The organism is Streptomyces fungicidicus (assembly GCF_003665435.1).
Lineage (GTDB): Bacteria > Actinomycetota > Actinomycetes > Streptomycetales > Streptomycetaceae > Streptomyces > Streptomyces fungicidicus.
Genome location: NZ_CP023407.1, coordinates 4,917,305 through 4,940,035 on the forward strand (window position 1 = coordinate 4,917,305; position 22,731 = coordinate 4,940,035).

Sequence of the window (22,731 nt, forward strand, 5' to 3'; positions counted from 1 at the left end):
ACGAACCGCTCACACTGTGCCGCCGGTCGGCGTAGCGTGACAGCCCTTCGGCATCCCGGCCCTGAACTGCACGTATGCGGTGCGGGAAGGGGGAGCGGGCGGTAACGGCAACCCATGGACGGTGAACGATGGGGCAGCGCAAGGACATCGACGGTTCGACGGGCGTCCCGACCTTCTACGGCAGCGAACTGCGCTGGAAGCGGGAGGAAGCGGGGCTCACGCTCCAGCAGTTGGTGGAGGGCAGCTTCTACGGCCCGAGCCACCTCAGCGAGATCGAGCGGGGGACGCGCCGGATGCCGGCGGAACTGGCCGAGCACGTGGACAAGGTGCTCGGCACGGACGGCTTCTTCCGACGCCGGTGCGAGGACGTGCGGCGGGCTAAGCGGCGGGGGCACGCGAGCTACTTCGAGCGGGTGCTGGAGGCGGAGAAGCACGCGGAGACCATCGAGGAGTGGTGTCCGACGCTCATTCCGGGGTTGTTGCAGACGGATGCGTATGCGCGGGCGGTGGTGAGGGCGACCCACCCGCTGGCACCAGACGAGGAGGTGGAGGAGAAGGCCACCGCCCGACTGGCACGAGCCCGCCTCTTCGAGGAGAACCACAAGACCCCGGTGTACTGGGCCATCCTGTCCGAGTCCCTGCTCCGCCAGTCGATCGTTCCGCCGGACCAGGCAGCCGAACAGTGGGAGCACATTGCAGGTTTGGCACGGCGGCATCGCATCGTTCCCCAGATCCTTCCGTGGAACTGCGGCGCGCACCCCTTCATGCTGGGCACTGCCAAGATCATGACGTTTCCCGACGCTCCACCGCTGGTCTACACAGAGGCACTCCACAGCGGGGACACCATCGACGATCCGGGCCTCGTGAAGGAGTACCGCAGGTCGTACGATCTGCTCAGGGCCGCCGCGCTACCTCCGGAGGCGTCCCTCGCCCTGATTGAGCAAGCGGCTGAGGATGGCAGAAATGGCGAGCAACGGGTTTGATTTGAGCACAGCCGTCTGGCGCAAGAGCACTTACAGCAATGGCAGCGGCGGCGACTGCGTGGAGGTAGCCGAAGCCTTCCCCGGCGCCGCCCGCTGGCGCAAGAGCACCTACAGCAACGGCGACGGCGGCAACTGCCTCGAAGTCTGCGACGCCCACACCGCCGTCGTCCCCGTCCGTGACTCCAAGGTCCCCCACGGCCCGGTCCTCACCGTCACGGCCCCGGCCTGGACGTCGTTCGTCGCCTCCCTCAAGTGATTCAAAGTCAGTTCTGGTTCACCGGGAAGACGGCCGCCGGGTCGCAACGCTGCGGGCAGGCCAGCAGGTAGACCTCGTTCCCGAGGAAGAGGAGGTAGGCGTCGTCCCGGATGCTGTAGGGCTGCACCGGGGCCCCGGGGCGGACGCCGAACTCCCAGTTCTCCGGTACCTGGCAGACGAAGGCCAACTCCGAGCCGCACGCGCACCGGTAGTACTCGGGATACTGCACCCAGGACGCCGTACCACCCACCTTGAAATACGTGTCCCTGGCGGGCCGCAAGGTCAGGGGCAGGGCCCGTACGGCCGGCTCGGGCTCCGCCTCCGGTATCCCCGGGTCACGCTGGAGCAGCACCCGCCAGAACGAGCCCGGGAACGGCGGCTGCGGAGCCTCCCAGAACCGGGGCACGAGGCGGCCGTCGGCCGTGACCGGGTCGGACGCCTCGTTGTGGTGCGCGCAGTGGAAGACCGACAGGTGTTCTCCGCCGAAGAACTCGATGTCCTCGGGCACATCCAGTTGGAAGAACAGCGCCATCCGCTCGCCGCAGAAGCACCGCGGCCACTCCTGGCCGTCGTCGAAGTAGGGCCACCCGCCGACCGAGTTCCGGGCTGGCCGGTCCAGCGGCTCGGTACCGATCTCGATCTTGTACTCGGAGGGCGGCGCCCATTCCACCTCCAGCCCGTCCTGGCTCACCGGCCGGCGTCCAGTACGGTCCGGCCGATGAGGGGGCGGTCCCACAGGGCGAGGAGTTCGTTGGCGAGGTCGAGGATCGGCAGCGGGGGCTGTTCGCCCTGCACCTCGATACCGGCCGCCGACAGGCTCCGGGGGACGGTACCGGCGTCGAGCAGGACGCGCCAGTCCGCGGGGCCGAGGCTCAGGTACTCCAGACCCTTGAGCCCGGCGATCTCCAGGGGATCGGCGAGCGCACCCGGAATGGCGGTGAGGGTCCGCAGGCGGGGAAGCCCGGCGACCGGGGCGAGGCTGACCGGCTCGCCGTTTCGCCAGCCGATGCCGAGCACCTCCAGCTCGGGATGGGCGGCGGCCTCCACACTGGCCAGGTAGTGCGTGTTCACCCGGGCCACCGCCGGCGGGCCGTCCGCTTCACGGTCCCGGCGCCAGCCGTTGGGGCGGTCGAGCACCATGGCGGTGAGGGAGTCGGCGCGCAGCCCGGCGCCGATGGTCTGCTCGTGGTCGATGACGATGACCTGGCCGACGTGTCCGCCGGGGCCAGGTGTCAGGTCGAGGGCCAGCCGGTCGCCGCCGCCGTTGTCGCCGAAGACGATCCAGCCGGGCGAGCCGACGAGGCCTTGCACGGCGGCGTCCGGCGAGGTGACGACCGCGTCGTCGGCGGCGAACTGCCAAGGACAGGGACGGGAGGCCGCGTCCGCGACGTAGAGCCCGTCCAGGGAGAAGAGCTCACAGCCGACCGCTTCGCTGACGCGTTCCTGCGCCGCGTAGTCGCCGCTCCAGTCCTGCCACCGCGCCCGGCAGACGCGGTAGAGCGCCTTGAGCTCGTCGGGCAGCGCGACACCGAGACGCGCTTCCGCTTCCGCGATCTCCGCCTCGCTGGCACCGATGGCGTCGGGCAGCCGCTCGCGAAGGGTCCGCTCCAGCAGCGCCGGGTCCGCAGACGGCGCAGGTGTGACCCCCGGCACCTCCTCGGGCAGACGCCGCCAGGGCTCGGGGACGGCACTCTCGACCAGGAGCAGGGCACCCACGAAGGGGCTGACGACGCCGTGCTCCACGGCGGGGCCCAAGTCGACGACGTGAAGCAGCGTCCTCCCGTCCGGCGCAGTCTCGACCATGTACGAAACGCTGCTCGCCCCGTCGGCCCTGAGGGCGTCCTGCACCCGTTCCACGGCGGTGAACTGGTCCTGCATGTCCGCCACCTGAAGGCCTCGCCCCGGCATCGGGTGCGGCTGTGGCGCGGGCAGGGTCCAACTGCCGAGACCGATCTGGCCCGAGAAGTAGCCACCCAGCGCGGCGAGTTGCTCCGCGTGGGAATCCCGCACCAGCCGCAGCAACGGCTCCCAGGTCGCGAAGTCATGTATCGAGGACACGGTGCTCTCCGGTCGGTCGGTTGTCGAGGACGGTGGGCGGTCGCCCCCTCCGTCCGGATCCGCCGTGATCCTAAGGTCGCCCACTGACAGGGGCGGCGCAGCCTCCGGGCGGTGCTCCAATCGTCCGGCGCGTGAGCGATGAGTTCGGGCGGCGGAGGGAGTCTGCCGTGGCATGACTCGAATCATCACCACTGTCGACGCCAATGAGGTCACCTTGGGCGTCGAGACGTTCGGCGACGACGACGCGCCGCTCGTCCTGCTCGTGGGCGGGACGACGATGCTCTCCTGGCCCGACGCGCTGTGCGAGCGCCTCGCCGCCGGCGGGCGCCGCGTCGTGCGCTACGACCTGCGCGACAGCGGGGAGTCGACGACCACGGATCCGGAGGCGCCCGCCTACACCCTGCGCGACCTCGCCGCCGACGCGGCGGCCCTCGCCGACGCGCTCGGCGGCCGGCCCGCGCACCTCGCCGGGATCGGCGTCGGCGGGATGGTCGCCCAGGTCGCCGCGCTCGACCACCCGGACGCGTTCTCGGCGCTCACGCTGGTCGGCACCCGCGCGGTCGCGCCCGGCCCGTCCGACGACGACCTCCCCGACCACGACCGGGAGACGATGGGCCGGCTGTTCGCGCACCCGATGCCCGACTGGAGCGACCGCGAGGCGGTCGCGGACTTCGCCGCTGCCGGTGGGGAGATCCTCGGCGACGACCCGGTCGCCGCACGTGCGGTCGCCGCGCGCATCTGGGACCGCACGCCGAGCACGGCACCGGCGGTCCAGATGGCCAACCAGCTGGGGATGGTGTTCTCCAGGCTGGACTGCGCACCCCGCTGGCGCGAGCGCCTGCCCGAGATCAAGCTCCCCACGCTCGTCGTCCACGGCCGCCGTGACCCGTTCTTCCCCGTCGGCAACGCCGAGGCGCTCGCGCGCGAGATCCCCGGGGCACGGCTGCTCGTCCTCGAGGAGGCCGCCACCGCGATCCCCGATGCGGCGGCCGGCGAGATCGCCGAGGCGATGCTCACGCCAGGACAGCGGACGGCCCAGCAGTAGTACTACCGCAGCCACGCCCCGGGGCGCCGCCCGGCCACGAACCCCCCGATCCCCAGCCCGGCCCCGACCAGCGTCAGCAGGGCGCCGAAGGCCCCCAGGACCAGCGGCGCCACGGGGGCGGCCCGCTCCTCCTGTACGCGGCCGCGTACCCCGGAGACCGCGACGCTGCCCGACTGCTCGTCGAGGAAGTAGCGCGAGTCATTCGCATTGGGCCGGTTGTCGCCCAGCAGGAACAAGCGCCCCTCCGGCACGGTCACGTCGTACGGTGAGCCTGTCGAACCGAGCGGGTCACGCATCACGTACGGCTCGTCGATCCGCTTGCCGTTCACCGCGACCCGCACACCGTCACGGGACTCCACGTGGTCCCCGCCCAGTCCGATCACCCGCTGCAGGACCGGTGCGTTCCCGTACCGACCGGGCACACCGACGAGGACGACGTCGCCCCGGCGTATCTCACCTTCGCCGACCTGCATGACGGTCAGCCGCTCGCCAGGACTGTACGTGGGCCGCATCGCTTCGCCCCTGACGGTGACCCGCTCGCCGTCCAGACCACCGCCGAGCGCGATTCCTCCCACGGCGCCCAGCACCAGGACCAGCCCCAGCGGCACCGATACCCATGCGGCGATTCTCAGTCCGCGGCCCGCACGTTGCGATTGCACGAACGCCCCTCCCTCCCTGTCCCTGCTCAACCGCGGTGGACCGAGCGGCCCGGCTGGAACGTCGGATCGAGGTTGTACTCCGCGATACCGAAAGGCTTGAATTCCTTTTCCGCAAGGACCCGGTACAGGAATTCGGAGGTCGACATTTCATACCTGCACCACTCGTCCGAATCGCCTCGCGCAAGAATACAGTACTCATCCGGACGCTCTGCGTCGAAAAGCCAGCAGTACTGATCCGCCCATTCCGTCGAAGCCCAGGTAATAAAGCCATTGCCGCCCGGCGTATAAGCTGGGTACGGCTCACTGTCTCTGTTTACCGAAATGCTTGCTTGCCACCGCACGAGAAGATTGAACATGGGGCCCTCTAGGTTGCCGAGAAAGGAGACGGAATCACAGAAGGTACCTCCGCCAAAAGCTTCGCACAGCTCTTTGTAGTCCGCCGGCAGCGGAATCTGCAGCTCCCTCTCGACTGCGTCCCAGTCGACAGAGTGCGCCGACGGCTCCCAGCCAGTGAAGTCGATTACACGTTGCACCCACATGGGGAATCCTTTCGCAGCTGGTGAAGAAGCGCCGACGGCATCTGGGAGGACTGAACGGGATGGTCCATGGTCGGTCAGGTGGGAAACAAGGACAGTGTCCCTCAGTTCATCGGCTCCCAGGCTGGGCCGTCAGGTGCCGAGTTGCGGGAACATACCTTCACGTCCTGTGCCTTGAGACAACTGGGCAGCCATTCGCTGAACGTCGTCTCGTGGAGGGCCCAGGCCGGGCCCACCTGGTCCTCCCGCTTCCCGATTCCGTTTCCGTGCTGGCCGAATGCCCGTGGACCCTACGACGCGAGGAAGGTTCAACGCTCAGGCGCGTCCCACCACATGCACAAACCTAGATTGCGGCGGAAATTTCGGTTACGGGATCCAGCCTATGGACTCGCGCGCAGGTGCCGGTGTGTCAGACTCGATCTCCACGAGCAAAAGCTCGTCGGCACCAGCCTCGGTCCCAGGAAGAGCCGCATCGAAAATCGCGAGCGGGCCGTTCACGCGCACGATTGGCCCCTCGTCCCACATGCTGACGGAAGCGATGCCTTCGCGGACCATCTCGACGAAGCGAGCGTCACTGGAGGAAGAGATCCACTGAACAATGGATCGGTATTCCTCCATGAATGCGGTCGGAGCGGGGATTTCGTTGATCACCAGTCCCGTTACCGTAGCGGTTGGCTCTCCGAATGTAACCAGCCCGGCGTAGCCGTCGACCTCACACGCGTTCTCGTAGTCGGAGTTGACGTATCCACCCCAGAGGTTTCTGAGGGACTCCTCCTTGACAATCACTGGGGCACCTGCTGACTCGACCCATGTGAGGTCCACGGCATCCCCATTTTCCAGTATCTGAGTTCCTTGGCTACTCGCCCATGGACCGGTCGCATGGCGGGCGCGGGCGCCACACCGATCAAATGGGGGCACGCATCCGGCGAGTGGGTTGAGGGCGCCCGGTAAGACTACCGCAACGGGCATCGGACCAAAACGGTGATAACCGAGTCTGGTCCGGCCGAGATCTCGGTGCCGCGTAATGGGGTCGGGCGTTTGATTTGCAGCTGGTGAAGAAGCGTCAGCGGGATCTTGGCGGACAGGGCGAGATGGTCCATAGTCGGTTCGGTCGGAGACTTCGATGAGGCAGCAGGCGGGCCCGCCGATGGATTCGGCGGGCCCACGAAAGAGACCGGGGACAGATTGTTCACCAGGAGGCAGACACCTGCCGTTTCACTTGCGTGGTGAGCAGGTGTCATTCATGGGTCAGTCTCCGAACATTCCGGCGTACGGATCCGGCTCGCCTGTCCAGGGGTCCAGTCCGGCTTTCCACATGCGGTCTTCCTCGTGCCGGTTCAGGAAAACCGCTGGCTCCCGTCCCCAGAGTGAGAGATCACCGAGAGGGCACTCGTCGAAGTCTCCCCGCAGAACGCGCACGAGGAACTGCACCATCCCGCAGTCGTAACGACGCCACTGACCGTCGTCCCTGTTGTACACCAGGACGGGCCACTTGCCCGGGTCCTCGTCCGAGGCATCCCAGCAGAGAAGGTCGGCGCTCGCGTCTCCACCCCAGGCGATCAGCTCAGGGCGGGCCTCCGCGAGCTCGGGGGCCTTCCGCACCCACGACCAAGCCTCTCGGGCCACCTCGGTCTCGTTGGCCATGTCGGAGTTCTCCGTCACCGTCCCTTTGGGCTCCGGTTTCAGGACCGCCAGGTACCTCTCGATCCCGCCGTACCCGTAGACGTCGATGAACTGACGGTAGTCGGAGGGGAACTCCTTGCCCCAGGACCGGGCGAGCTGATCCCAGTCGACCGATGCGTTGCTCGAGGCCGTGGGCGGCATCGCCTGCCGCAGCGTCACCAGTTCGTCTTCCCTGCTCACCTATTTCTCCTCCTCGGAGTGGGCATCATGGCATCTCTCCCCGGCTGGTACCTGACGGCCTGTGTTGTGGTTCACGAACGAACCACAGGCTCGAAGAGCGGATGGGGCATGTGTTGTGTCACGGAATAGGGGTGAAATTCTGGCTCTGTAAGAATCCGATACAGGAATTCAGTGGCAGTCATCTCATACGATCGCGCTCGACGGCGACACCGAGCCGGTGGCCGTGAAACTGGGCGTATGGATCTCCAACACCAAAACCCGACGCGACAAACTCACCGGGGAGCAGCGCACCGCACTCGCCGAGCTGGGCATGCAGTGGGCGTAGCTCCGCGGGCCCCGCTGGGACGCGGTCGAACTCGTGTAGCCGTCGGGGCCGGACAGGAACGAGGTCGCGCGAATACTCGGGGTCAGCTCGGAGTCGCTGCGGGGCTGGGTGAAGGAAGCCCCGCGCCGCCCAGGACACCGGAGCGGAACCCGATGCCTGGCGGCGGGGCAGACCGCCGATCGATTCCCCTAGCGAATCCGAAGCGGTTAGCCCAGGCCCATGGCACCGTCGACGGCGAGCGCGGCTGCTGGCGCCCCCCGGTCAGAACAGTGAGTTGTCGCCCCGTAGCCGACGTCGCAGGAACGAGGCGAAGGTCTGATCCTCCAGGTGGGTGAGCGAGGTGCCCCCTGGCTCGATGTAGGCGACGCGTCACTCTTGCGGGTCGCTCGTCAGGGCGAGCCAGCCGAAAGCCTTGCCCTCCAGTTCGCCCCACTGCAGGAACACCGGGTCCTCGGTCAGCCAGGCGGCCTCGGTGACGGGGAACACGCGCATTCCGGCGATCACCCCGCCGGGGAACTCCCGCATGACTGTCAGGTAGTCCTCCGGGAACACGAGGTCCGGCTTCTTCGTGTTCTCCGCGGCCTTGTCGACGAGCTCCCGCGCGTACTGCCGGATGCCCGGAACACCGATGTTCCGAATCCGGGCGACGAGCTCCTCCACTGCGCCGATGTCCGGGTTCGACAGCACCGTGGCCGTCGCCCGCATGTCGTCGGCGACCTTCCAGAAGGAACCCGCTTCGTATTCCTCGATGGTCTCGAACGCGGGAAGCCCCTCGGGACGTTCGAGCAGCGCCCGCCCCACGAACTCCGGGGTAGAGAAGGGAAGGTCGAGCCACAGCTGGAAATCATCGTCCGTGACGACGGTCGTCCAGTCTGCGGTGTCGTCAGCGGTGGTGTCCCACAGCAGCACGCCGTCGGTTGCGCTGCGGCCCCACGGCACCATGCCGCCGGGCTCCGGGTGGAGCGGCAGCCACAGCCGCTGGTCACGGCTGCGAAGCGACAGCTCCATATCTCCGATGCGCATGGAGGTGGGCCGGGTGAACTCCTCGAGGGAGCGCACGGGGAGAGCGCCGGGTCGTTCGAGCAGCACGGAGCCTGCGAAGACCCCGGCTGGTGTGGCCTGGACCAGGAGTTCGAAGTCCGCAGGAACGACCCGGCCGTACTCGTCCTCCGGTCGTGCTGGGGCGTCGAAGCCGAGTAGTCGGACGACGTCGAGATGATTCATGTGTTCCTCTCTGCTACTCGCTCCCATACCGCCGAACATACCGAGGACCTGCGATCACCGCGCTTGCCCAGTTCATAAAGCCCCGTGGAAGTGCCGGTCCACCCCGAGCACCGGGTCCCGTCGGTCCAGCAGGTCACGACGCCGGTCAACTGCACCAGCGACAGGCACGGGCAGCCCGAACGTCGCGGACGGCACGCGGCAGAGCCGGCGAGGCACACAGCAGCCGGCCGGACGGATCGGCAGGGATCTGCCACGCACGAGCGGTCGTGCCGAGAAACCCGGCACGACCGCTCTCAGTTGGGCGCGGGTGTCAGAGCTGTCCGGCGACGCCGACCACTCGATAGACGCACACGAGGATGATCGCCGCGCAGACGACCTTGGACAGCAGGCGTCGCGAGAGCGATGTCACGGCCACCGCCGCCGAAAGGGCGGCAATACCGACGCACAGCAGTGCTCCGAAAGCCCCGTCGTTGTCCCGCCGTCCCGGGAACGCAGCCGGGTTGTCCGCTTCGACCGTCATGGCGAAGCTGAACAGCACCAGGGCCGCCGCCACCGCGTACAGCACGACGGCACCGCAGGACTTGGCGATGGAAGACGCTCGCATCGTAGTCATCCGATCAGCCCCTCTAGCATTCCCTGTCTATCGACGATGAGCTGCCCGTACTCCTGCGGAGCGGGATCCGTCAGATAGTAGTCCGGGCCGCCGTTGTAGTACGCGCCGATGTTCTTCACATCGGTACTGGTCAGTTCGTTCCCGCTTCTCATGCCCGCGATCTTGTCCCGCGCCACGGAGAGATAGCGGGCGGCGATGAAGATGTTCTGCGCCGGGTCCTTGAGCGACTCGATGACCTTGCTCTTCTGGAACTGGGTCATGTTGCCCGAGTCGTAGCCCAGCAGATCCCCTGCGGTGTCCACCTGCATGCTCACCTCGCCGAACGACGTGTTGGGGTCGCCGGTGAGGATGTTCTTGGCGTCGTCCGCGCTCGGCGGATCACCCCCTACCTCGTTGTATACGACGCCCGCAAGCAGGTAGGCGGGCAGGTCATACCTCTTCGCGGCGGCGTTGATCACGTCACCGTACTGGCCCACGAAGTTCGCCTTGTAGGCGAAGACGTCGGTCTGCTTGATCAGGTAGAGGAACGCGTCCCAGTCCGACCAGGAGGCCCGTCCCGCCGTGTCGAACCCCGCGGCACCCTTGATGAGGTTGAGGTGCTCCTGGGACATCTGCATCACACCGGCCGCCGTGCAGGCGTCCTTGACGTGGTAGCCGTAGCTCGAGCAGTCCGGTGTCTTGTCCACCATCGTGCTGTCGGGTCCCGTGGAGGTCGGGGACGAACTCACGTCCCAGCCGCCCGCGTCGTTCATCCTGCAGGTGTAGCCGGACTCGTTGCATTCCGCGGGCCGGTGACCGTCGTACTCGACGAAACTGGTCGGGTTGCCGCCGGTGAACGCGTACCGGTTGCCGGTGAACGGGTCGGTTCCCAGACCCATGTCCGCGAGGGCGCCGTTGTACATGTCCCGGGTGGTGAAGCGGTTGAGGCCCGGGTTGTAGTCGCGGAAGCCCATGTCGTAGGTGCCGGACTGGGCGTCCCAGCGCTTGGAGTTGTAGCGGTAGGGGTTGTAGTCCTCCTTGGTGGGGTCGGTGGTGTCGGGCTTGTCGATGCCGGTGAACTCGGACTCGTCGTTGGAGCCGTAGGCGGTGTAGCCGTAGGTGGCCTTGGTGTCGCCGTTGTCGTCCGTCAGGGTTTCGACGTCGGTGTGGCTGTTGTAGCCGTAGTAGCCGTCCTCGGTCGTCCCGTCGGTGTTGTGCTTGATCTGCGACAGGCGCTGGCCCCACGGGCTGTACTGGTAGGACTTGGTCAGCTCGCCGGCGACCTTCTCGTCGAGGACCTCGCTGGACAGGCCGAGGTACTCGAAGTCGGTGGTCTTGCCGTCCGCCGTCTCCGAGGCGGTGCGGTCCAGCGGGTCGAAGGTGTACGTGGTGGACTTCATTGCGCCGGTGTCGTCCATCTTCTGGGACTCCACGACGTGGTCGAAGCCGTCGTACACGCTCCGGGAGATGATCTGCCCCTGCGACGTCACCGACTGCTGGCGGCCGAAGGGGTCGTAAGTGTAGTCGGCCGCGACGCCGGAGGTCGTCGCGGTCAGGAGGCGGTTGCGGTCGTAGTGGTAGGCGGTCGTCGTGCCCTTGACCGTCTGGCTGACGACGTTGTCGTCGTGGACGTAGGTTTCCGTACCCGCGCCGTTGCCCGTCTTGACGGACTTGGTGAGCCGGCCCGCCGGGTCGTAGGTGTAGTCGGTAGTGGAGTCGAGTACGCCGTGTGGTTGTCGGCGTTCATCTTCTTGGCGACGTCCTGCGCCTTGTTGCCGTTGGGGTCGTATGCGTAGGTGTGGGAGGCGACCAGCGTGGTGCCGTCCGCCTTCTTCTCCGTGGTCGACTTCAGGGCGCCGTCGAGGTAGTAGGTGTAGTCGACGGTGTTGTCGTTGGCCTTGGTCTCCTTCAGCTTCTGGCCGCGGTCGGTGTACGTGTACGACGTCACCTTCGGGTCGGTGTCCGTCGCCGTCTTGCCGACCGAGACGGTCTTGACCAGTTCGCGCAGGTCGTAGGTGTACTGGGAGAACTGGCTGGGGTGGGTGACCGTCTCCGGCTGCCCGTTTGCGTCGTACGTGTACGACGTCGCCTTCTTCTCCGTGCCGGACAGGGACTCCGTGACCTTTTGGACCTGGTTGAGGCCGGTGTAGGCGACGGTGTAGGCGTCGGTCCGCGCCCCGGACGACGTGTCGTCGATCGAGGTCAGGTTGCCGTTGACGTCGTAGCCGTAGGTGAACGTCTTCTGTTCGGTGTCCGTGTCGGCGGAGTTGTCACGGACCAGCTTGACCGCGTCGGCCACCGCGATGCCGGTGCTGCTCTGCTCCAGCTTCAGCTCGGTGTCCTCGCCCTGCTTGAGGGCGTACTCGCCGAGGCTGACCCAAGTCCCGGGGCCGGCCGTCTGGTCCTTGGTGACCGCCGGTTCGGTGGCCGTGCCGTGGGCGAGCGTGTACTTGCCGTTGTGGCCGCGCCGGTCACCTCCGGGTACTTCACGTACGCGGTGTACGTGCCGTCCTCGGGGATGTTCAGCGTCCACGTGAAGGCGTCCGTGCCCGTGCCGGCGGCGTGGTTGCGGTGGCTCGCCGTCCGCTGGGAGCGCCCCATCGAACTCCACGACGCCTTTGTCTCCCTCGCCTGCAGCCTCATCTGCTGGAGACGCCTCAAGAAGGCCAACTCGTGATCGCGTCCCGAGCTTATAGTCGGTCTGATCGGAAGGTTCGAAGACGTAGCAAGCGGGCCCGCCGATGGATTCGGCGGGCCCGCGAGAGAGACTGGGACTGGCTGTTCACCAGGAGACAGACACCTGCCATGTTCCGTGTGGTGCGCAGGCGTCATTCATGAGTCAGTCCCCGAACATTCCGGCGTACGGATCCGGTTCTCCCGTCCAGGGGTCCAGTCCGGCTTTCCACATGCGGTCTTCCTCGTGCCGGTTCAGGAAGACCGCTGGCTCCCTTCCCCAGAGTGAGAGATCGCCGAGGGGGCACTCGTCGAATTCTTGCCCACGCAGGACACGCACCAGAAATTGCACCATCCCGCAGTCGTAACGACGCCACAGACCGTCGTCCCTGTTGTACACCAGGACGGGCCACTTGCCCGGGTTCTCGTCCGAGGCATCCCAGCAGAGGAGGTCGGCGCTCGCGTCTCCACCCCAGGCGATCAGCTCAGGGCGGGCCTCCGCGAGCTCGGGCGCCTTCCGCACCCACGACCAAGCCTCCCGGGCCACCTCGGTCTCGTTGACCATGTCGGAGTTCTCCGACACCGTTCCTTCGGGCTCCGGTTTCAGGACCTCCAGGTAGTTCCCGATCGAGCCGTACCCGTAGACGTCGATGAACTGACAGTAGTCGGAGGGGAACTCCTTGCCCCATGACCGGCCGAACTGATTCCAGTCGAGCGACGCGTTGCTCGGGGCCGTGGGCGGCATCGCCTGCCGCAGCGCCTCCAGCTCGTCTTCCCCGGTCACGTCTTCCTCCTCAGGGTGCGCATCACGGCATCCCCCCGACAGGTACCTGACGACCTGTGTTGTGGTCCACGAACGAACCGAGGTTTCGTCCCCTGAGATCGTTGGACACGAATGTGGGCGCGACCACGGTCTGCAGAGCCCCGGTTTCGGGGTCGATGCCGTAAGCACTCATGTGGAACCCGGTGGGTACCGTCCTGCGGCCACTGTAGCTCGGCCGCACCGTGTAGTAGACGTCCAGGTTCGCGTTGACGGCGTTCATGACCTTCTCCTCGTAATAGGCCATGTTCTTGTCACCCTGCCGGGACCCAATCTGCTTGGCATTGGCCCCACGTGCACATGTGGCGAGGTTGTGCGGGTCGGTACCGGACCCGCCCAACTGATTGGCGAGGAGGTGGCACGCGTTGATGTTCTCTCGCACCGGTTTGGCCCCCAGGTGGGCGGCGGTCCTCTGCGCCCACCGGTATCCCGGCGGCGCGAAGACGCTGGGGTCCGTCTTCGTGCCCTTCTTCAGCGTCGCCTTGTTGAGGCAGGACGTCATGTAGGTGGCACGGTTGCCGTTCTTCTTGTCCAGGGCCCCGTGTTCGACCCAGCCGCAGCTGCTGGAGCTGTTGTCCGTCGACCGCGGCTTGGGATTGGGCTTGGGATTGGGCTTGGGTGCCGGCTCCGGCTCGTCGGACCCGGACGAGTCGTCGTCGGCCCTGTCTGCCACTTCCGAGGCCACCGTCACCACACCTGCCGTGACGACGGTTGCGCCCACCAGGGCAACGGTCGCCTCGGCCACCGGTATCGCGGCGAGCAGGAAGAAGAAGTGGCCGTCGACCTCCACGCTGCTGGTGGGGTTACCACCGGTGAAGGCGTAACGGTTGCCGGTGAAGGGGTCGGTGCCGAGCCCCATGTCGGCGAGGGCGCCGTTGTACATGTCCCGGGTGGTGAAGCGGTTGAGGCCCGGGTCGTAGTCGCGGAATCCCATGTCGTAGGTTCCCGATTGGGCGTCCCAGCGCTTGGAGTTGTAGCGGTAGGGGTTGTACTCCTCCTTGGTGGGATCGGCGGCGTCGGGCTTGTCGATGCCGGTGAACTCGGATGTGTCGTCCGAACCGTAGGCGGTGTAGCCGTAGGTGGCCTTCGTGTCGCCGTTCTTGTCCGTCAGGGTCTCGACGTCGGTGTGGCTGTTGTAGCCGTAGTAGCCGTCCTCCGTCGTACCGTCCGTGTTGTGCTTGACCTGCGACAGGCGCACGCCCCACGGGCTGTACTGGTACGACTTCGTCAGCTGACCGGCGACCTCCTCGGTCAGCACCTCATCGGACAGGCCCAGGTAGTTGAACTGGGACGTCTTGCCGTCGGCGGTCTTGGATACGGTGCGGTCGAGCGGGTCGAAGGTGTAGGTGGTGGACTTCATCGCGCCGTCGCCGTCCCTCGTCTGGGACTCGATGACGTGGTCGAAGCCGTCGTAGATGCTCCGCGAGACGATGCGACCGCCGCTGGTGACGGATTCCTGGCGGCCGAACGGGTCGTAGTTGAAGGTGGACGTGGCCCCCGAAGTGGTGGAGGTCAGCAGCCGGTTACGGTCGTAGGTGAAGGTCGTGGACGTGTCCTTCACCGTCTGGTTGATGACGTTGGCGTTGTCGTCGTGAACGTACGTCTCGGTGGCGGCGCCGTTGCCGGTCTTGACCGACTCGGACAGCCGATCGACCGGGTCATAGGTGTAGTTGGTGGTGGAGTCGAGATAGGCCGCGTGGTTGTCGGCGTTCATCTTCTTCGCCACGTCCTGCGCCTTGTTGCCGTTGGCGTCGTAGGCGTAGGTGTGCGACGAGACGAGAGTGCCGTTCGGCTTCTTCTCCTCCTGGGTCCGCAGCACGCCGTCGAGGTAATAGGTGTAGTCGACGGTGTTGTTGTTGGCCTTCGTCTCCTGCCGCACCTGGCCGCGGTCCGTGTAGGTGTACGACGTCACCTTCGGCGAGGTGTCGCTCGCGCTCTTGCCGACAGAGACCGTCTTGACCAGCTCACGCAGGTCGTAGGTGTACGCGGAGTACTGGTCGGGGTGGGTGACCGTCTCGGGCTGACTGTTGGCGTCGTAGGTGTAGGTGGTGGAGGTCTTCTCCTCACCCGCCAGCGCCTCGGTGATCTTCTGGACCTGGTTCAAGCCCGTGTAGGCGACTGTGTACGCGTCGACCTGCGTCCCGGACGAGGTGTCGTCGATCGACGTCAGGTTGCCGTTGACGTCGTAGGCGTAGGTGAAGGTGTGCTTCTCCGTGTCCGCGTCGCCGGAGTTGTCGCGCACCAGCTTGACTCCGTCGGCCACGACGGCGCCGCCGCTGCTCTGGAACAACTGGAGCTTGGACGCGTTGCCCTGCGTGAAGGTGTACGTGCCGAGCGGGACCCAGGTGCCGGCCCCGGTGGCCTGGCTGACGGTCTTGTCCGTGCTCCCGCCTGCGTGCGTGACCGTGTACTTCGCCGTCGTCGTAGCGCCGGTGACCTGCGGGAATTTGACGTAGGCGGTGTAGGTGCCGTCCCTGGGGATGTTCAGCGTCCAGGTGAACGCGTCCGACCCGGTTCCTGAGGCGTGCACCTGGTGGTCGTAGCCCTGCTGTCCGGCGACGCTGCCCTTGGTCCAGGTGCCGATGGAACTGGTGTTCTGGGTGTCGGAGTTGTCGACGAGCGGGACGGCGCTGCCCACCGGCACACCGTCGTCGGTCTTGGACTTCAGTTTGCCGTTCGGGTAGTACGTCCAGCCCATCGTGCGCTTGAGGGAGCCGCCCGCCGAGCTCAGGGTCCTGGCTGTCTGCTGTCCCAGCTCGTTGTAGCCGTAGGTGGTGGTGATGTCCCACGGGTCGGTCGACGACTTGATCCACCCGTTGTCGAAGTAGTCGACGGTGGAGTCGTTGCGAACCGTCTGGCCCTCCGACGGTGGCAGCGAGGTCTTGGTGACCCGGCCCACCTTGTCGTAAGTAGTCTGGGTGTAGACGTTCGGGCTGTTGTAACGGGTGTCCGCCGGGTCGTACGGCTGGAACTGCTTGACCGGGCGGTTCAGCGCGTCGTACTCGGTACGCGCGGTGAACGCCGTGGTCGTCCCGGCCTCGACGGCCCGCGGGGTGATCACCTTGGTGGTGTTGCCGACCTGGTCGTACTCGTACCGGGTCGTGCGGTACGTGATCGGGCCGGTACCGTCGTGCGGAACCTTGACCTCGGTCTGCTTGCCCCGCTCGTCGTAGCTGACCGTGGTGGTGTTGTTCTCGGCGTCCGTCGTGGAGACGACCAGCGAGTCCTTGTCGTAGGACTGCTTCGTGGTCTGGCCGGCCGCGTCCGTGGTGACCGTGGCCCGGTGGTTGAGGTCGTAGGCCGTTTTGACTGTGAAGTCGGCCGGGTCGGCGGTCGCGTTCTTCTTCGGGTCGATGACGGTGGTGACGTTGCCGACGTTGTCGTATTCGTAGGACAGCTTGTCCTTTGCGGCATTGACCACGGAGGACAACTGGTAGATCTCGTTGTAGGTGTTGGTGGTGACGTAGTCGTCGGGAACTGCGGTGGTAGCAGTGCCCTTGGGCTCCGTGGTCGTCTTCAGGTGACCGGTCTTGTCGTAGGTGTAGGTCGTCCTCTTCTCAGGACCGGTCGGGGTGTCCTTCGGCGCGGTGGCCGAGGTGATCTGGTCCGCAGCGTCGTACACCGCTGTAGACACCGCGCCGTTGGGCGCCATGGACGTGGTGACATTGTCGTTGGCGTCGTACACGGGCGCCGGAGTGGTGATCAGCTCACCTGCCGCCTGGTCCTTCGGCACCGTGCTGACCAGCGGTCGGCCGAACGTGTCGTACGTCTGCGTGGTCTTCTTGCCCAGGGCGTCGGTGACCTCGCGGACCTGGCCGCGTTCGTCGTAGACGAACGTCGCCGACGCGCCCAATGCGTCCGTGATCGTCGCCGGGTAGCCGGTGGGGCCGAACTCGCTGTTGGTCGTCGGGTTGCCGTTGGCGTCGACTGCCTTGGTGAGCTGTCCGTGGGAGTTGTACTCGTACGACGTCGTGTAGTCGCCCGCCGTCGCCGTCGCGACGCCCTTGGGGTCGGTGACCGTCTTCAGGTTGCCGAAGTCGTCGTAGCCGAACTGCCAGGCGCGGCCCTCGGGTGAGGTCTTGCGCCACAGGTCGGCGGCGTAGCCGTCGGCGCGGGTCTGGTACTCGTACGTCGCCGCGTCGGCCGGCCACTTGGAGGTGTCCGTCACACACGCGGTCGCCTGGTCGGGCACGCCCGCCTTGTTGTTCTCCGCGTCACGCGACCAGAGCGGGTTGCCGGTCTTCTGGTCGTAGCAGTACGCGGTCTTCGCTCCGTTGGCCTCCTCCAGGTAGGTGACGTTGTTGTCCGCGTCCCAGCTCATCTTGGCGGTCTGGGACTTGGCGTTGGTGGTCTGGACGGGGCGGCCGTAGTCGTCGGTGACGTACTTCGTCGCGTGGGACTCGGCGTCCGTCACGGTGGTGTCCGTGAACTTGGGGTTCGCGGTGTTCGCCGCGTAGGTGAAGCCCGTGTTCCCGCCGAGGCGGTCGGTGACGGTCTTCGTCCACCAGTGGTACTTCGGGTCGTCACCGCTCTGCGGGGCGTAGTACGCCAGGTCGGTGTCGTTGCCGCGCGGGTCGGTGGCGGTGACCAGCTTGACGTTCTTGTTGCCCTGGGTGGCGTCGTAGGTGAACTTGAAGGTCTTCGGCTGGTCGGAGCCGGCACCGTCGACCATGCGGCCGAGCAGGCCCTTCTCGGTGTAGTAGAAGGAGATCTTGCGGCCCGAGATGTCCGTCATGGACGCCACGTGGTCGTAGATCTTGGAGTTGGTGAGGTTGGTGTCCGAGACCAGGGCGCCGCTGTCGTCGACGTATGAGTACGTCGCGTCACCCTTGAGGTAGTAGCCGACGCTCAGCGACTTCCGGCCCGCGGGGTCGGTGATGTACTTGAGGAACTTGGTCGGCTTGTTGTTGGACTTGCGTTCCTCGTACGTGTACGTCTGCGTGTTGCCGTTCTTGTCGACCACCGAGGTCAGATAGCCGTCGCAGCCGAACAGGAAGCGGGTGCCGTCCGGGCGCAGCATGGTCCAGGCGTCCGGGACCGGGTCCTTGTTGGGCTTGCAGTCCAGGCCGTCCTTCATCGACAGCCGGTAGTGGACGCCCGCCGGGGCCTTGAAGGTGCCGTCGGCCTGCTTGTGGAAGACGTGTGTGGTGCCGTCGCCGTCCGGCAGGCGGACCTCGGTCGGGTTGGGGTTGGGGTGGAAGTCCAGCGGTGCGCCCAGGCGGATGGGGCCCGCCAGCTGCGCCGACCAGCCCGCGCCCGAGACCGTGTCACTGGTGTCGAGTGAGTTGTAGGAGAAGCGCGCGAACGTCGTCAGGCCGCGTCCCGGGTTGGTGAACGCGTTGTAGGACCAGACGCTGTTGCCGGAGGACAGGTTGTTCATCACCGTCGCGCCGGCGCCGGTGTTCTTGCCGGTGTAGGAGTAGAACTTCTCCAGGCCGAGCTGGTTGGAGGTGGGGTCCTCGACCGCCACGCTCTGCTTCAGCGACGGGATGCCGTTCGTGCCGGCCGACAGCCAGCTGCCGTCGGCGGTCTTGCGGACGTCCCAGCCGAGCACGTACTCGCCGCGCTTGTTGCCGGAGTCCGAGTTGACCGGTGTGGCGACCTTCGCCTGGATGGTGGCCGACTTGCCGGGCAGCAGTTCCGGGATCGGGGTGGCGAGCTGGTTGCCCCCGGTGGTGACGTCCGTGCCGTCGGGGAGCTTCCACGTGTAGGACAGCTCCCGCTCGCCCGCCGCCCACTTGGCGGAGGTGGTGTTGGTGACCGTGAAGTCCACCGTGTAGGTGGTGTTCGGGGTCATCCGGGAGGGAGTCTGCGGGGCGTAGTACGTGTCCTCCGTGGTGGAGTCGACGTAGATGACCTGCATGTACGGGCGCAGCTGCGGGTCGGCGGCCTCGGCGGACAGGAACAGGGTGCGCTCCTGCGGGCCGGTGGACGACTCGTCCTTCAGCTTGACGGCGACGCCCTTGTTGCCGGCGGGGGCGTCGATCCAGCCCTGCATCAGGCTGGTGGCGTCCCACTCGCGGCGGCCGACGTCCGCCACCTGGCCGACCGTGCTGGAGACGGCGGCGGACATGTCACCGCCCGCGCTGCTCCAGGCGGTGGTGGATGAGGCGTTGTTCCACGTGGCCTGGGTCTCGGTGAAGTCCCGCGTCAGCGCGTGGAGTTCGTAGAGCGCCCCGTCGGTGTCGGTGGTGGTCTCCGCACCCCACAGGAACATCCGGTTGTTGATCACCGTGGCGGTCGACGGGATACCGGTGGTGGGGAACTTCAGCACCGCGCGGGTCTTGCCGTAGGTGCCGGAGTTGTTGCCGACGCTCAGCCACTTCTGGCCCACGTCCCAGGACTGGATGGTGTCCTGGTTGGTGGACGGCTGCGCGGAGGAGAGGGTGGTGTCGGTGACGCCGCCCTGGCTGCCCTGGATGATCTTCATCGTCCGGCCGGCCTTCGGGATGCCGACGACGCGCGTCGGCGACCCGAGCAGTTCCCCGCTCTGCGTCTTCACCGCGATCTGGTAGTAGTACGACTTCCCGATCTCGCTCGAACTCGAGTCCGGCGTCGGTACCGCGGTGGTGTCCGTGTACGTGGTGGCCGACGAGCTGATCGGCGCGATCAGGGTCGCCTCGGACGGCGTGAAGGCCTGCTGCGTGGAGCGGTGCAGCTGGTACTCCGCGATGTCCTGGCCGGTGTCACCGGTGGTGTTGGTGTACGCCTTCCAGGACAGCTCCGGGCCCGTGGAGTGCACCACGGTCGGGGAGTTCAGTGCCGTGCCCACCTTGCCGTAGGTCACTGTCAGGCGGGGGATGCCGGAGGTCTCGCCGCCGTAGTTGCCGTCACCGGCCTCGTAGCGGGGGCCGCCGAGCGGACCGGTGGACGACTCGTCCTTCGCCGCCAGCACGAAGCCGTGGTTGACGGCGGTGCCGCTCACCCACTTCTGCACCGTGTCGGCGACCGGGAACTCGTGCCACTGGTTGTACTCGCCCGTGTTCTTCACGATCTGGGCCGGGTTCACCAGGCGCACGGCGTCCGCGAGCACCGCGGTCGAGGTCGACGCCGGACCGTCGCCGAGGACGATCCTGCCGACCGTGCCCTTGGTGAACGGCAGCTGTCCGCCGTCGTTCAGCGACGTCCACACACCGTTGGTGCCGGCGGACTGGTCGACGGTGAACGTCTGCGAGCCGTCCCGGTGCGTCACCGTGTACGGGGCGTTCGTCGCCCGGTCGGTGGCCGCGACGTAGTGCACGTCCACGCGGTAGGTCGCGGTGTCGGTGACCTTCGGCTGCCAGGTGTACTTGTCGCCGGCGACCGCGTCCTTGTTGTAGCGGTAGTCCTGTCCGATCGCGTACTGCGTCAGCGTCGAGCCGGACGTGGGCCAGGAGCCGGTCGCGGCCGTGGTGCCCGCGTCCCCGTCGTCGACCTGCACGCTCGTGCCGGACAGCTCGCCGACCAAGTCGGACGTGTTCGACCAGTTGGCTTCCGCCTCGGTCCACGGACCGGTCGCGCGGTGCACCTCGATCGTGACGTTGTTGCCGTTGGTGGTGTGCGACTGGTCGAAGTAGACGCCCAGCCGGGCGCCGTCGACCTTCACCCCGGCCGGGATCTCGTCCAGCGGGAACTTCAGCAGCGAACGCGCCTGGGCAGTGGCGGAGGTCTTGCCCACCGCCAGCTTCCAGGACGAGTTGAAGTTCACGCCCGGCTGGTCCGACAGGACCATGGTGTCCTGCGAACCCGCCGGCGACGGAGCGATCGTGATCGTCGGGTCGATCACGACCGGATACTGCCGGTCCTTCGCCGCCAGCCACTTCGCGTCCGGCGTGACCGTCAGCTTCCAGCCGTCACCGTCACGGACGAGCTTCTGCGTGACATCGGCGCTGTACTCGTACCCGTACGGCGACGACGCCGACTTCTTCGCGTCCGTCATGTACGGGGCCGGTATCACCAGCACCGGCGTGTTCGGCAGCTCACCGAAGAACGCGATCGAGCCGTCCTTTCGCGCCTTCGGCGTCAGACCCTCGGTGTCCAGGGTGAACGTGTACGTCACCGGCCCGGCCGGCCGCTCGGCCAGGGTGATGTCCTCCTTCACCCGGCCCGGACCTACCTCGTAGGACAGGTCCGCGCCGCCGACCGCGTCCTTGTAGGTGACCGTGTCGCCCTCGGCCTCCGGCTTCAGCGAGCCGCGCGCCCCCTCCAGGCCGAGGGTGACCGACCGACCCCCCTCGGCCGTCTCGAAGCGCAACAGCCGGTCCGGATCCGAACCGAACCAACTGCGCCCGGTGTTGGTCTTGTTGGCGAAGACGAAGCCCTTGGCCTTCGTGCCTGCCACCCGGGTGTCGATCGCCTCCCACTTCTTCGACGCCGGGTCCCTGTAGGAGGTCGGGGCGGCCGTCAGCTCCGCCTCGACCCGGCCGTCGGACAGCTGCCAGAAGCGGGCCGACGGCGTGCGGCGAGAGGTCAGCTCCTTGACCCGCTTCGCCTTCGGCTCGGCTTTCCCCTTGGCCAGTTTCTGCCGGTCGGCCACTGGCCGGTCGCCGTACGACGGCGGCTTCGGGTCTTCTCCCTCGTCATCCCCGAGCCAATCGGAGACCGTATCGAAAAACCCCTTGTCCTCGCCCTTTCCGGGCTCCGACGGTGGGGCCGCGTAAGCGACCTGCGGCAAGAGCGTTCCCGCAATCGCCGCGACCACCAGACAGGAGAGATATCTCCTGTACGGCACCTTCACCTGCATACCTTTCGACATCGGCGGCCCTCCCGCCGAACGCGAAACGGGCGCGCCGAACGAGCCGTCGCGGAGAGTTCCGGACGGCTTGGTGCATAGCTGTGCGGCACCCTCGCGAACAGGTGAAACACCGGTCGCGGGGCGCAGCGGCGGGATTATTGACCAGGCGGCTGACGTGCTGTCAAGCGAACGGACATATAGGGACGTTGAAGCGCGGAAACGCAGTCGGTACGCCCTCTTTTGTCTTATCGCTCGCGCGGCCCGCTCCGCATGGTGTATAACCGCCCGGTTCACGCGCAGGTCTGTCCCGCAAGGACCGGAAACGAAGCAAAGAAAGTCGAGAACATTTCATGTCACCCAAGGAATTCGCGGAAGAATCCGCGGCGCCGGAGAACGCGAATGCGCCGGAGAACACGAATGCGGCGGAAGTCGAGAATGACGGCGGCGCAGTCGGCGCAGTCGGCGGAGACGGCGGAGGCGGTCGGGCCGGGTTGGTGATCGCCGCCGTCCTGCTGCTCGCCTGCGGCGGTCTCGTCGGCTATGGACTGCTGGACACGGAGGACGAGCCGGAACCGCCGGCGACGCGGACCGCCGCCGTGACCTACGAGGTCACCGGCGACGGACCGGCCGAGATCTCCTACCTCGGCCGGGACACGGACGGCGCGGCCACCGTCATCCGGGACGCCGAACTGCCATGGAAGCGGACCGTCCAGGTGCCGTTGGGCCAGGCTCCCACCGTGGCCGTCGTCCTCGGCGAGAAGGGCGGACAGGCCGCCTGCACCCTCGCGGTCCGCGGCAAGCACCTGCAAAGCGCTACGGCGGCGGGTGAGTTCGGGCGCGCCACCTGCGCGGCCGGGCAACTCTCCGACGGCGGCTGAGCGGCGTCGCCACGCCGCCGGAAACATGCCGTGTCGCGGAAGGGGCCGGAGTACGCTCTCGATCTTGCACGACCGAACGGCTGTTCCCCCGTTTCGTAGGCGGGGT

The 22,731-nt window shown here is 66.9% G+C and carries 16 protein-coding genes and 2 pseudogenes; 6 read left to right on the forward strand and 12 right to left on the reverse strand.

The window, feature by feature from the left end; all coding sequences use genetic code 11:
• Positions 1-128: 128 nt before the first annotated feature.
• Positions 129-983 carry a helix-turn-helix domain-containing protein gene (locus CNQ36_RS22620; protein ID WP_121547328.1) on the forward strand — a complete coding sequence of 285 codons (855 nt, stop codon included), beginning with the start codon at positions 129-131 and terminating at the stop codon, positions 981-983.
• Positions 964-1,239, forward strand: coding sequence for a DUF397 domain-containing protein (locus tag CNQ36_RS22625; protein WP_121547329.1), 276 nt, complete (start codon positions 964-966; stop codon positions 1,237-1,239). The genes CNQ36_RS22620 and CNQ36_RS22625 overlap by 20 nt, the downstream gene beginning before the upstream one ends.
• Before the next feature lie 7 nt (positions 1,240-1,246).
• Here CNQ36_RS22625 and CNQ36_RS22630 read toward each other — a convergent pair whose 3' ends face one another.
• Together CNQ36_RS22630 and CNQ36_RS22635 are read right to left on the reverse strand one after the other, a co-directional pair.
• Entirely contained in the window at positions 1,247-1,930 is a 684-nt protein-coding gene (locus tag CNQ36_RS22630; RefSeq protein WP_228313044.1) for a hypothetical protein, read from the reverse strand.
• The gene (locus CNQ36_RS22635; RefSeq protein WP_121547330.1) at positions 1,927-3,297 is read right to left on the reverse strand and encodes an SMI1/KNR4 family protein; all 1,371 of its coding nucleotides are present in this window, start codon (positions 3,295-3,297) and stop codon (positions 1,927-1,929) included. The genes CNQ36_RS22630 and CNQ36_RS22635 overlap by 4 nt, the downstream gene beginning before the upstream one ends.
• Before the next feature lie 172 nt (positions 3,298-3,469).
• Here CNQ36_RS22635 and CNQ36_RS22640 point away from each other — a divergent pair, with 172 nt between their 5' ends.
• Entirely contained in the window at positions 3,470-4,342 is an 873-nt protein-coding gene (locus tag CNQ36_RS22640; RefSeq protein WP_206278488.1) for an alpha/beta fold hydrolase, read from the forward strand.
• 2 nt (positions 4,343-4,344) lie between these two features.
• Here the strand turns inward: CNQ36_RS22640 and lepB are convergent, their stop codons facing one another.
• The 4 genes from lepB to CNQ36_RS22660 all read right to left on the reverse strand — a co-directional run bounded on the left by lepB (position 4,345) and on the right by CNQ36_RS22660 (position 7,400).
• Positions 4,345-5,001, reverse strand: coding sequence for a signal peptidase I (gene lepB, locus CNQ36_RS22645; protein WP_228313045.1), 657 nt, complete (start codon positions 4,999-5,001; stop codon positions 4,345-4,347).
• Positions 5,002-5,027: 26 nt separating this feature from the next.
• On the reverse strand, positions 5,028-5,540 hold the full coding sequence (locus CNQ36_RS22650) for an SMI1/KNR4 family protein (RefSeq protein WP_121547332.1): 513 nt from the start codon (positions 5,538-5,540) through the stop codon (positions 5,028-5,030).
• Between the two features lie 363 nt (positions 5,541-5,903).
• Complete coding sequence (locus tag CNQ36_RS22655; RefSeq protein WP_121547333.1) at positions 5,904-6,506, reverse strand: Imm21 family immunity protein; 603 nt, start codon at positions 6,504-6,506, stop codon at positions 5,904-5,906.
• Positions 6,507-6,785: 279 nt separating this feature from the next.
• Positions 6,786-7,400: an SMI1/KNR4 family protein gene (locus CNQ36_RS22660; protein ID WP_121547334.1), complete on the reverse strand. Its 615-nt coding sequence runs from the start codon at positions 7,398-7,400 to the stop codon at positions 6,786-6,788.
• 223 nt (positions 7,401-7,623) lie between these two features.
• Between CNQ36_RS22660 and CNQ36_RS22665 the strand changes: the two genes are divergently transcribed.
• On the forward strand, positions 7,624-7,725 hold the full coding sequence (locus tag CNQ36_RS22665; RefSeq protein ID WP_163013337.1) for a helicase associated domain-containing protein: 102 nt from the start codon (positions 7,624-7,626) through the stop codon (positions 7,723-7,725).
• Between the two features lie 369 nt (positions 7,726-8,094).
• Here CNQ36_RS22665 and CNQ36_RS22670 read toward each other — a convergent pair whose 3' ends face one another.
• From CNQ36_RS22670 to CNQ36_RS22685, 4 genes and pseudogenes are all read right to left on the reverse strand, one after another.
• Complete coding sequence (locus tag CNQ36_RS22670) at positions 8,095-8,949, reverse strand: hypothetical protein (RefSeq protein WP_121547336.1); 855 nt, start codon at positions 8,947-8,949, stop codon at positions 8,095-8,097.
• 166 nt (positions 8,950-9,115) lie between these two features.
• Positions 9,116-9,253, reverse strand: a pseudogene (locus CNQ36_RS35860) (IS5/IS1182 family transposase); the annotation flags it as partial.
• Between the two features lie 6 nt (positions 9,254-9,259).
• Positions 9,260-9,553 carry a hypothetical protein gene (locus CNQ36_RS22680; RefSeq protein WP_163013338.1) on the reverse strand — a complete coding sequence of 98 codons (294 nt, stop codon included), beginning with the start codon at positions 9,551-9,553 and terminating at the stop codon, positions 9,260-9,262.
• Between the two features lie 5 nt (positions 9,554-9,558).
• Positions 9,559-12,115: pseudogene (locus CNQ36_RS22685) on the reverse strand (golvesin C-terminal-like domain-containing protein); the annotation flags it as partial.
• On the opposite strand from CNQ36_RS22685, the gene CNQ36_RS34820 reads away from it, so the two are divergent.
• Positions 12,060-12,218, forward strand: a complete 159-nt coding sequence (locus CNQ36_RS34820; RefSeq protein WP_163013152.1) for a hypothetical protein — start codon at positions 12,060-12,062, stop codon at positions 12,216-12,218. The pseudogene CNQ36_RS22685 and the gene CNQ36_RS34820 sit on opposite strands and share 56 nt — an antisense overlap.
• A gap of 162 nt (positions 12,219-12,380) precedes the next feature.
• Here the strand turns inward: CNQ36_RS34820 and CNQ36_RS22690 are convergent, their stop codons facing one another.
• Positions 12,381-12,998, reverse strand: coding sequence for an SMI1/KNR4 family protein (locus CNQ36_RS22690; protein ID WP_121547338.1), 618 nt, complete (start codon positions 12,996-12,998; stop codon positions 12,381-12,383).
• A 22-nt stretch (positions 12,999-13,020) separates the two neighbouring features.
• The gene (locus CNQ36_RS22695) at positions 13,021-21,768 is read right to left on the reverse strand and encodes a golvesin C-terminal-like domain-containing protein (protein WP_206278489.1); all 8,748 of its coding nucleotides are present in this window, start codon (positions 21,766-21,768) and stop codon (positions 13,021-13,023) included.
• A 473-nt stretch (positions 21,769-22,241) separates the two neighbouring features.
• Here CNQ36_RS22695 and CNQ36_RS22700 point away from each other — a divergent pair, with 473 nt between their 5' ends.
• On the forward strand, positions 22,242-22,625 hold the full coding sequence (locus CNQ36_RS22700; protein WP_228313046.1) for an MmpS family transport accessory protein: 384 nt from the start codon (positions 22,242-22,244) through the stop codon (positions 22,623-22,625).
• Positions 22,626-22,731: the final 106 nt, after the last annotated feature.

Excerpts from the sequence above, each read along its gene's own strand:
- CNQ36_RS22620 (WP_121547328.1), top strand. The coding sequence starts at position 129 with ATGGGGCAGCGCAAGGACATCGACGGTTCGACGGGCGTCCCGACCTTC.
- CNQ36_RS22625 (WP_121547329.1), top strand. The coding sequence starts at position 964 with ATGGCGAGCAACGGGTTTGATTTGAGCACAGCCGTCTGGCGCAAGAGC.
- CNQ36_RS22640 (WP_206278488.1), top strand. The coding sequence starts at position 3,470 with ATGACTCGAATCATCACCACTGTCGACGCCAATGAGGTCACCTTGGGC.
- CNQ36_RS22650 (WP_121547332.1), bottom strand. The coding sequence starts at position 5,540 with ATGTGGGTGCAACGTGTAATCGACTTCACTGGCTGGGAGCCGTCGGCG.
- CNQ36_RS22655 (WP_121547333.1), bottom strand. The coding sequence starts at position 6,506 with ATGCCCGTTGCGGTAGTCTTACCGGGCGCCCTCAACCCACTCGCCGGA.
- CNQ36_RS22670 (WP_121547336.1), bottom strand. The coding sequence starts at position 8,949 with ATGAATCATCTCGACGTCGTCCGACTACTCGGCTTCGACGCCCCAGCA.
- CNQ36_RS22680 (WP_163013338.1), bottom strand. The coding sequence starts at position 9,553 with ATGCGAGCGTCTTCCATCGCCAAGTCCTGCGGTGCCGTCGTGCTGTAC.
- CNQ36_RS34820 (WP_163013152.1), top strand. The coding sequence starts at position 12,060 with ATGTTCAGCGTCCACGTGAAGGCGTCCGTGCCCGTGCCGGCGGCGTGG.
- CNQ36_RS22695 (WP_206278489.1), bottom strand. The coding sequence starts at position 21,768 with ATGTCGAAAGGTATGCAGGTGAAGGTGCCGTACAGGAGATATCTCTCC.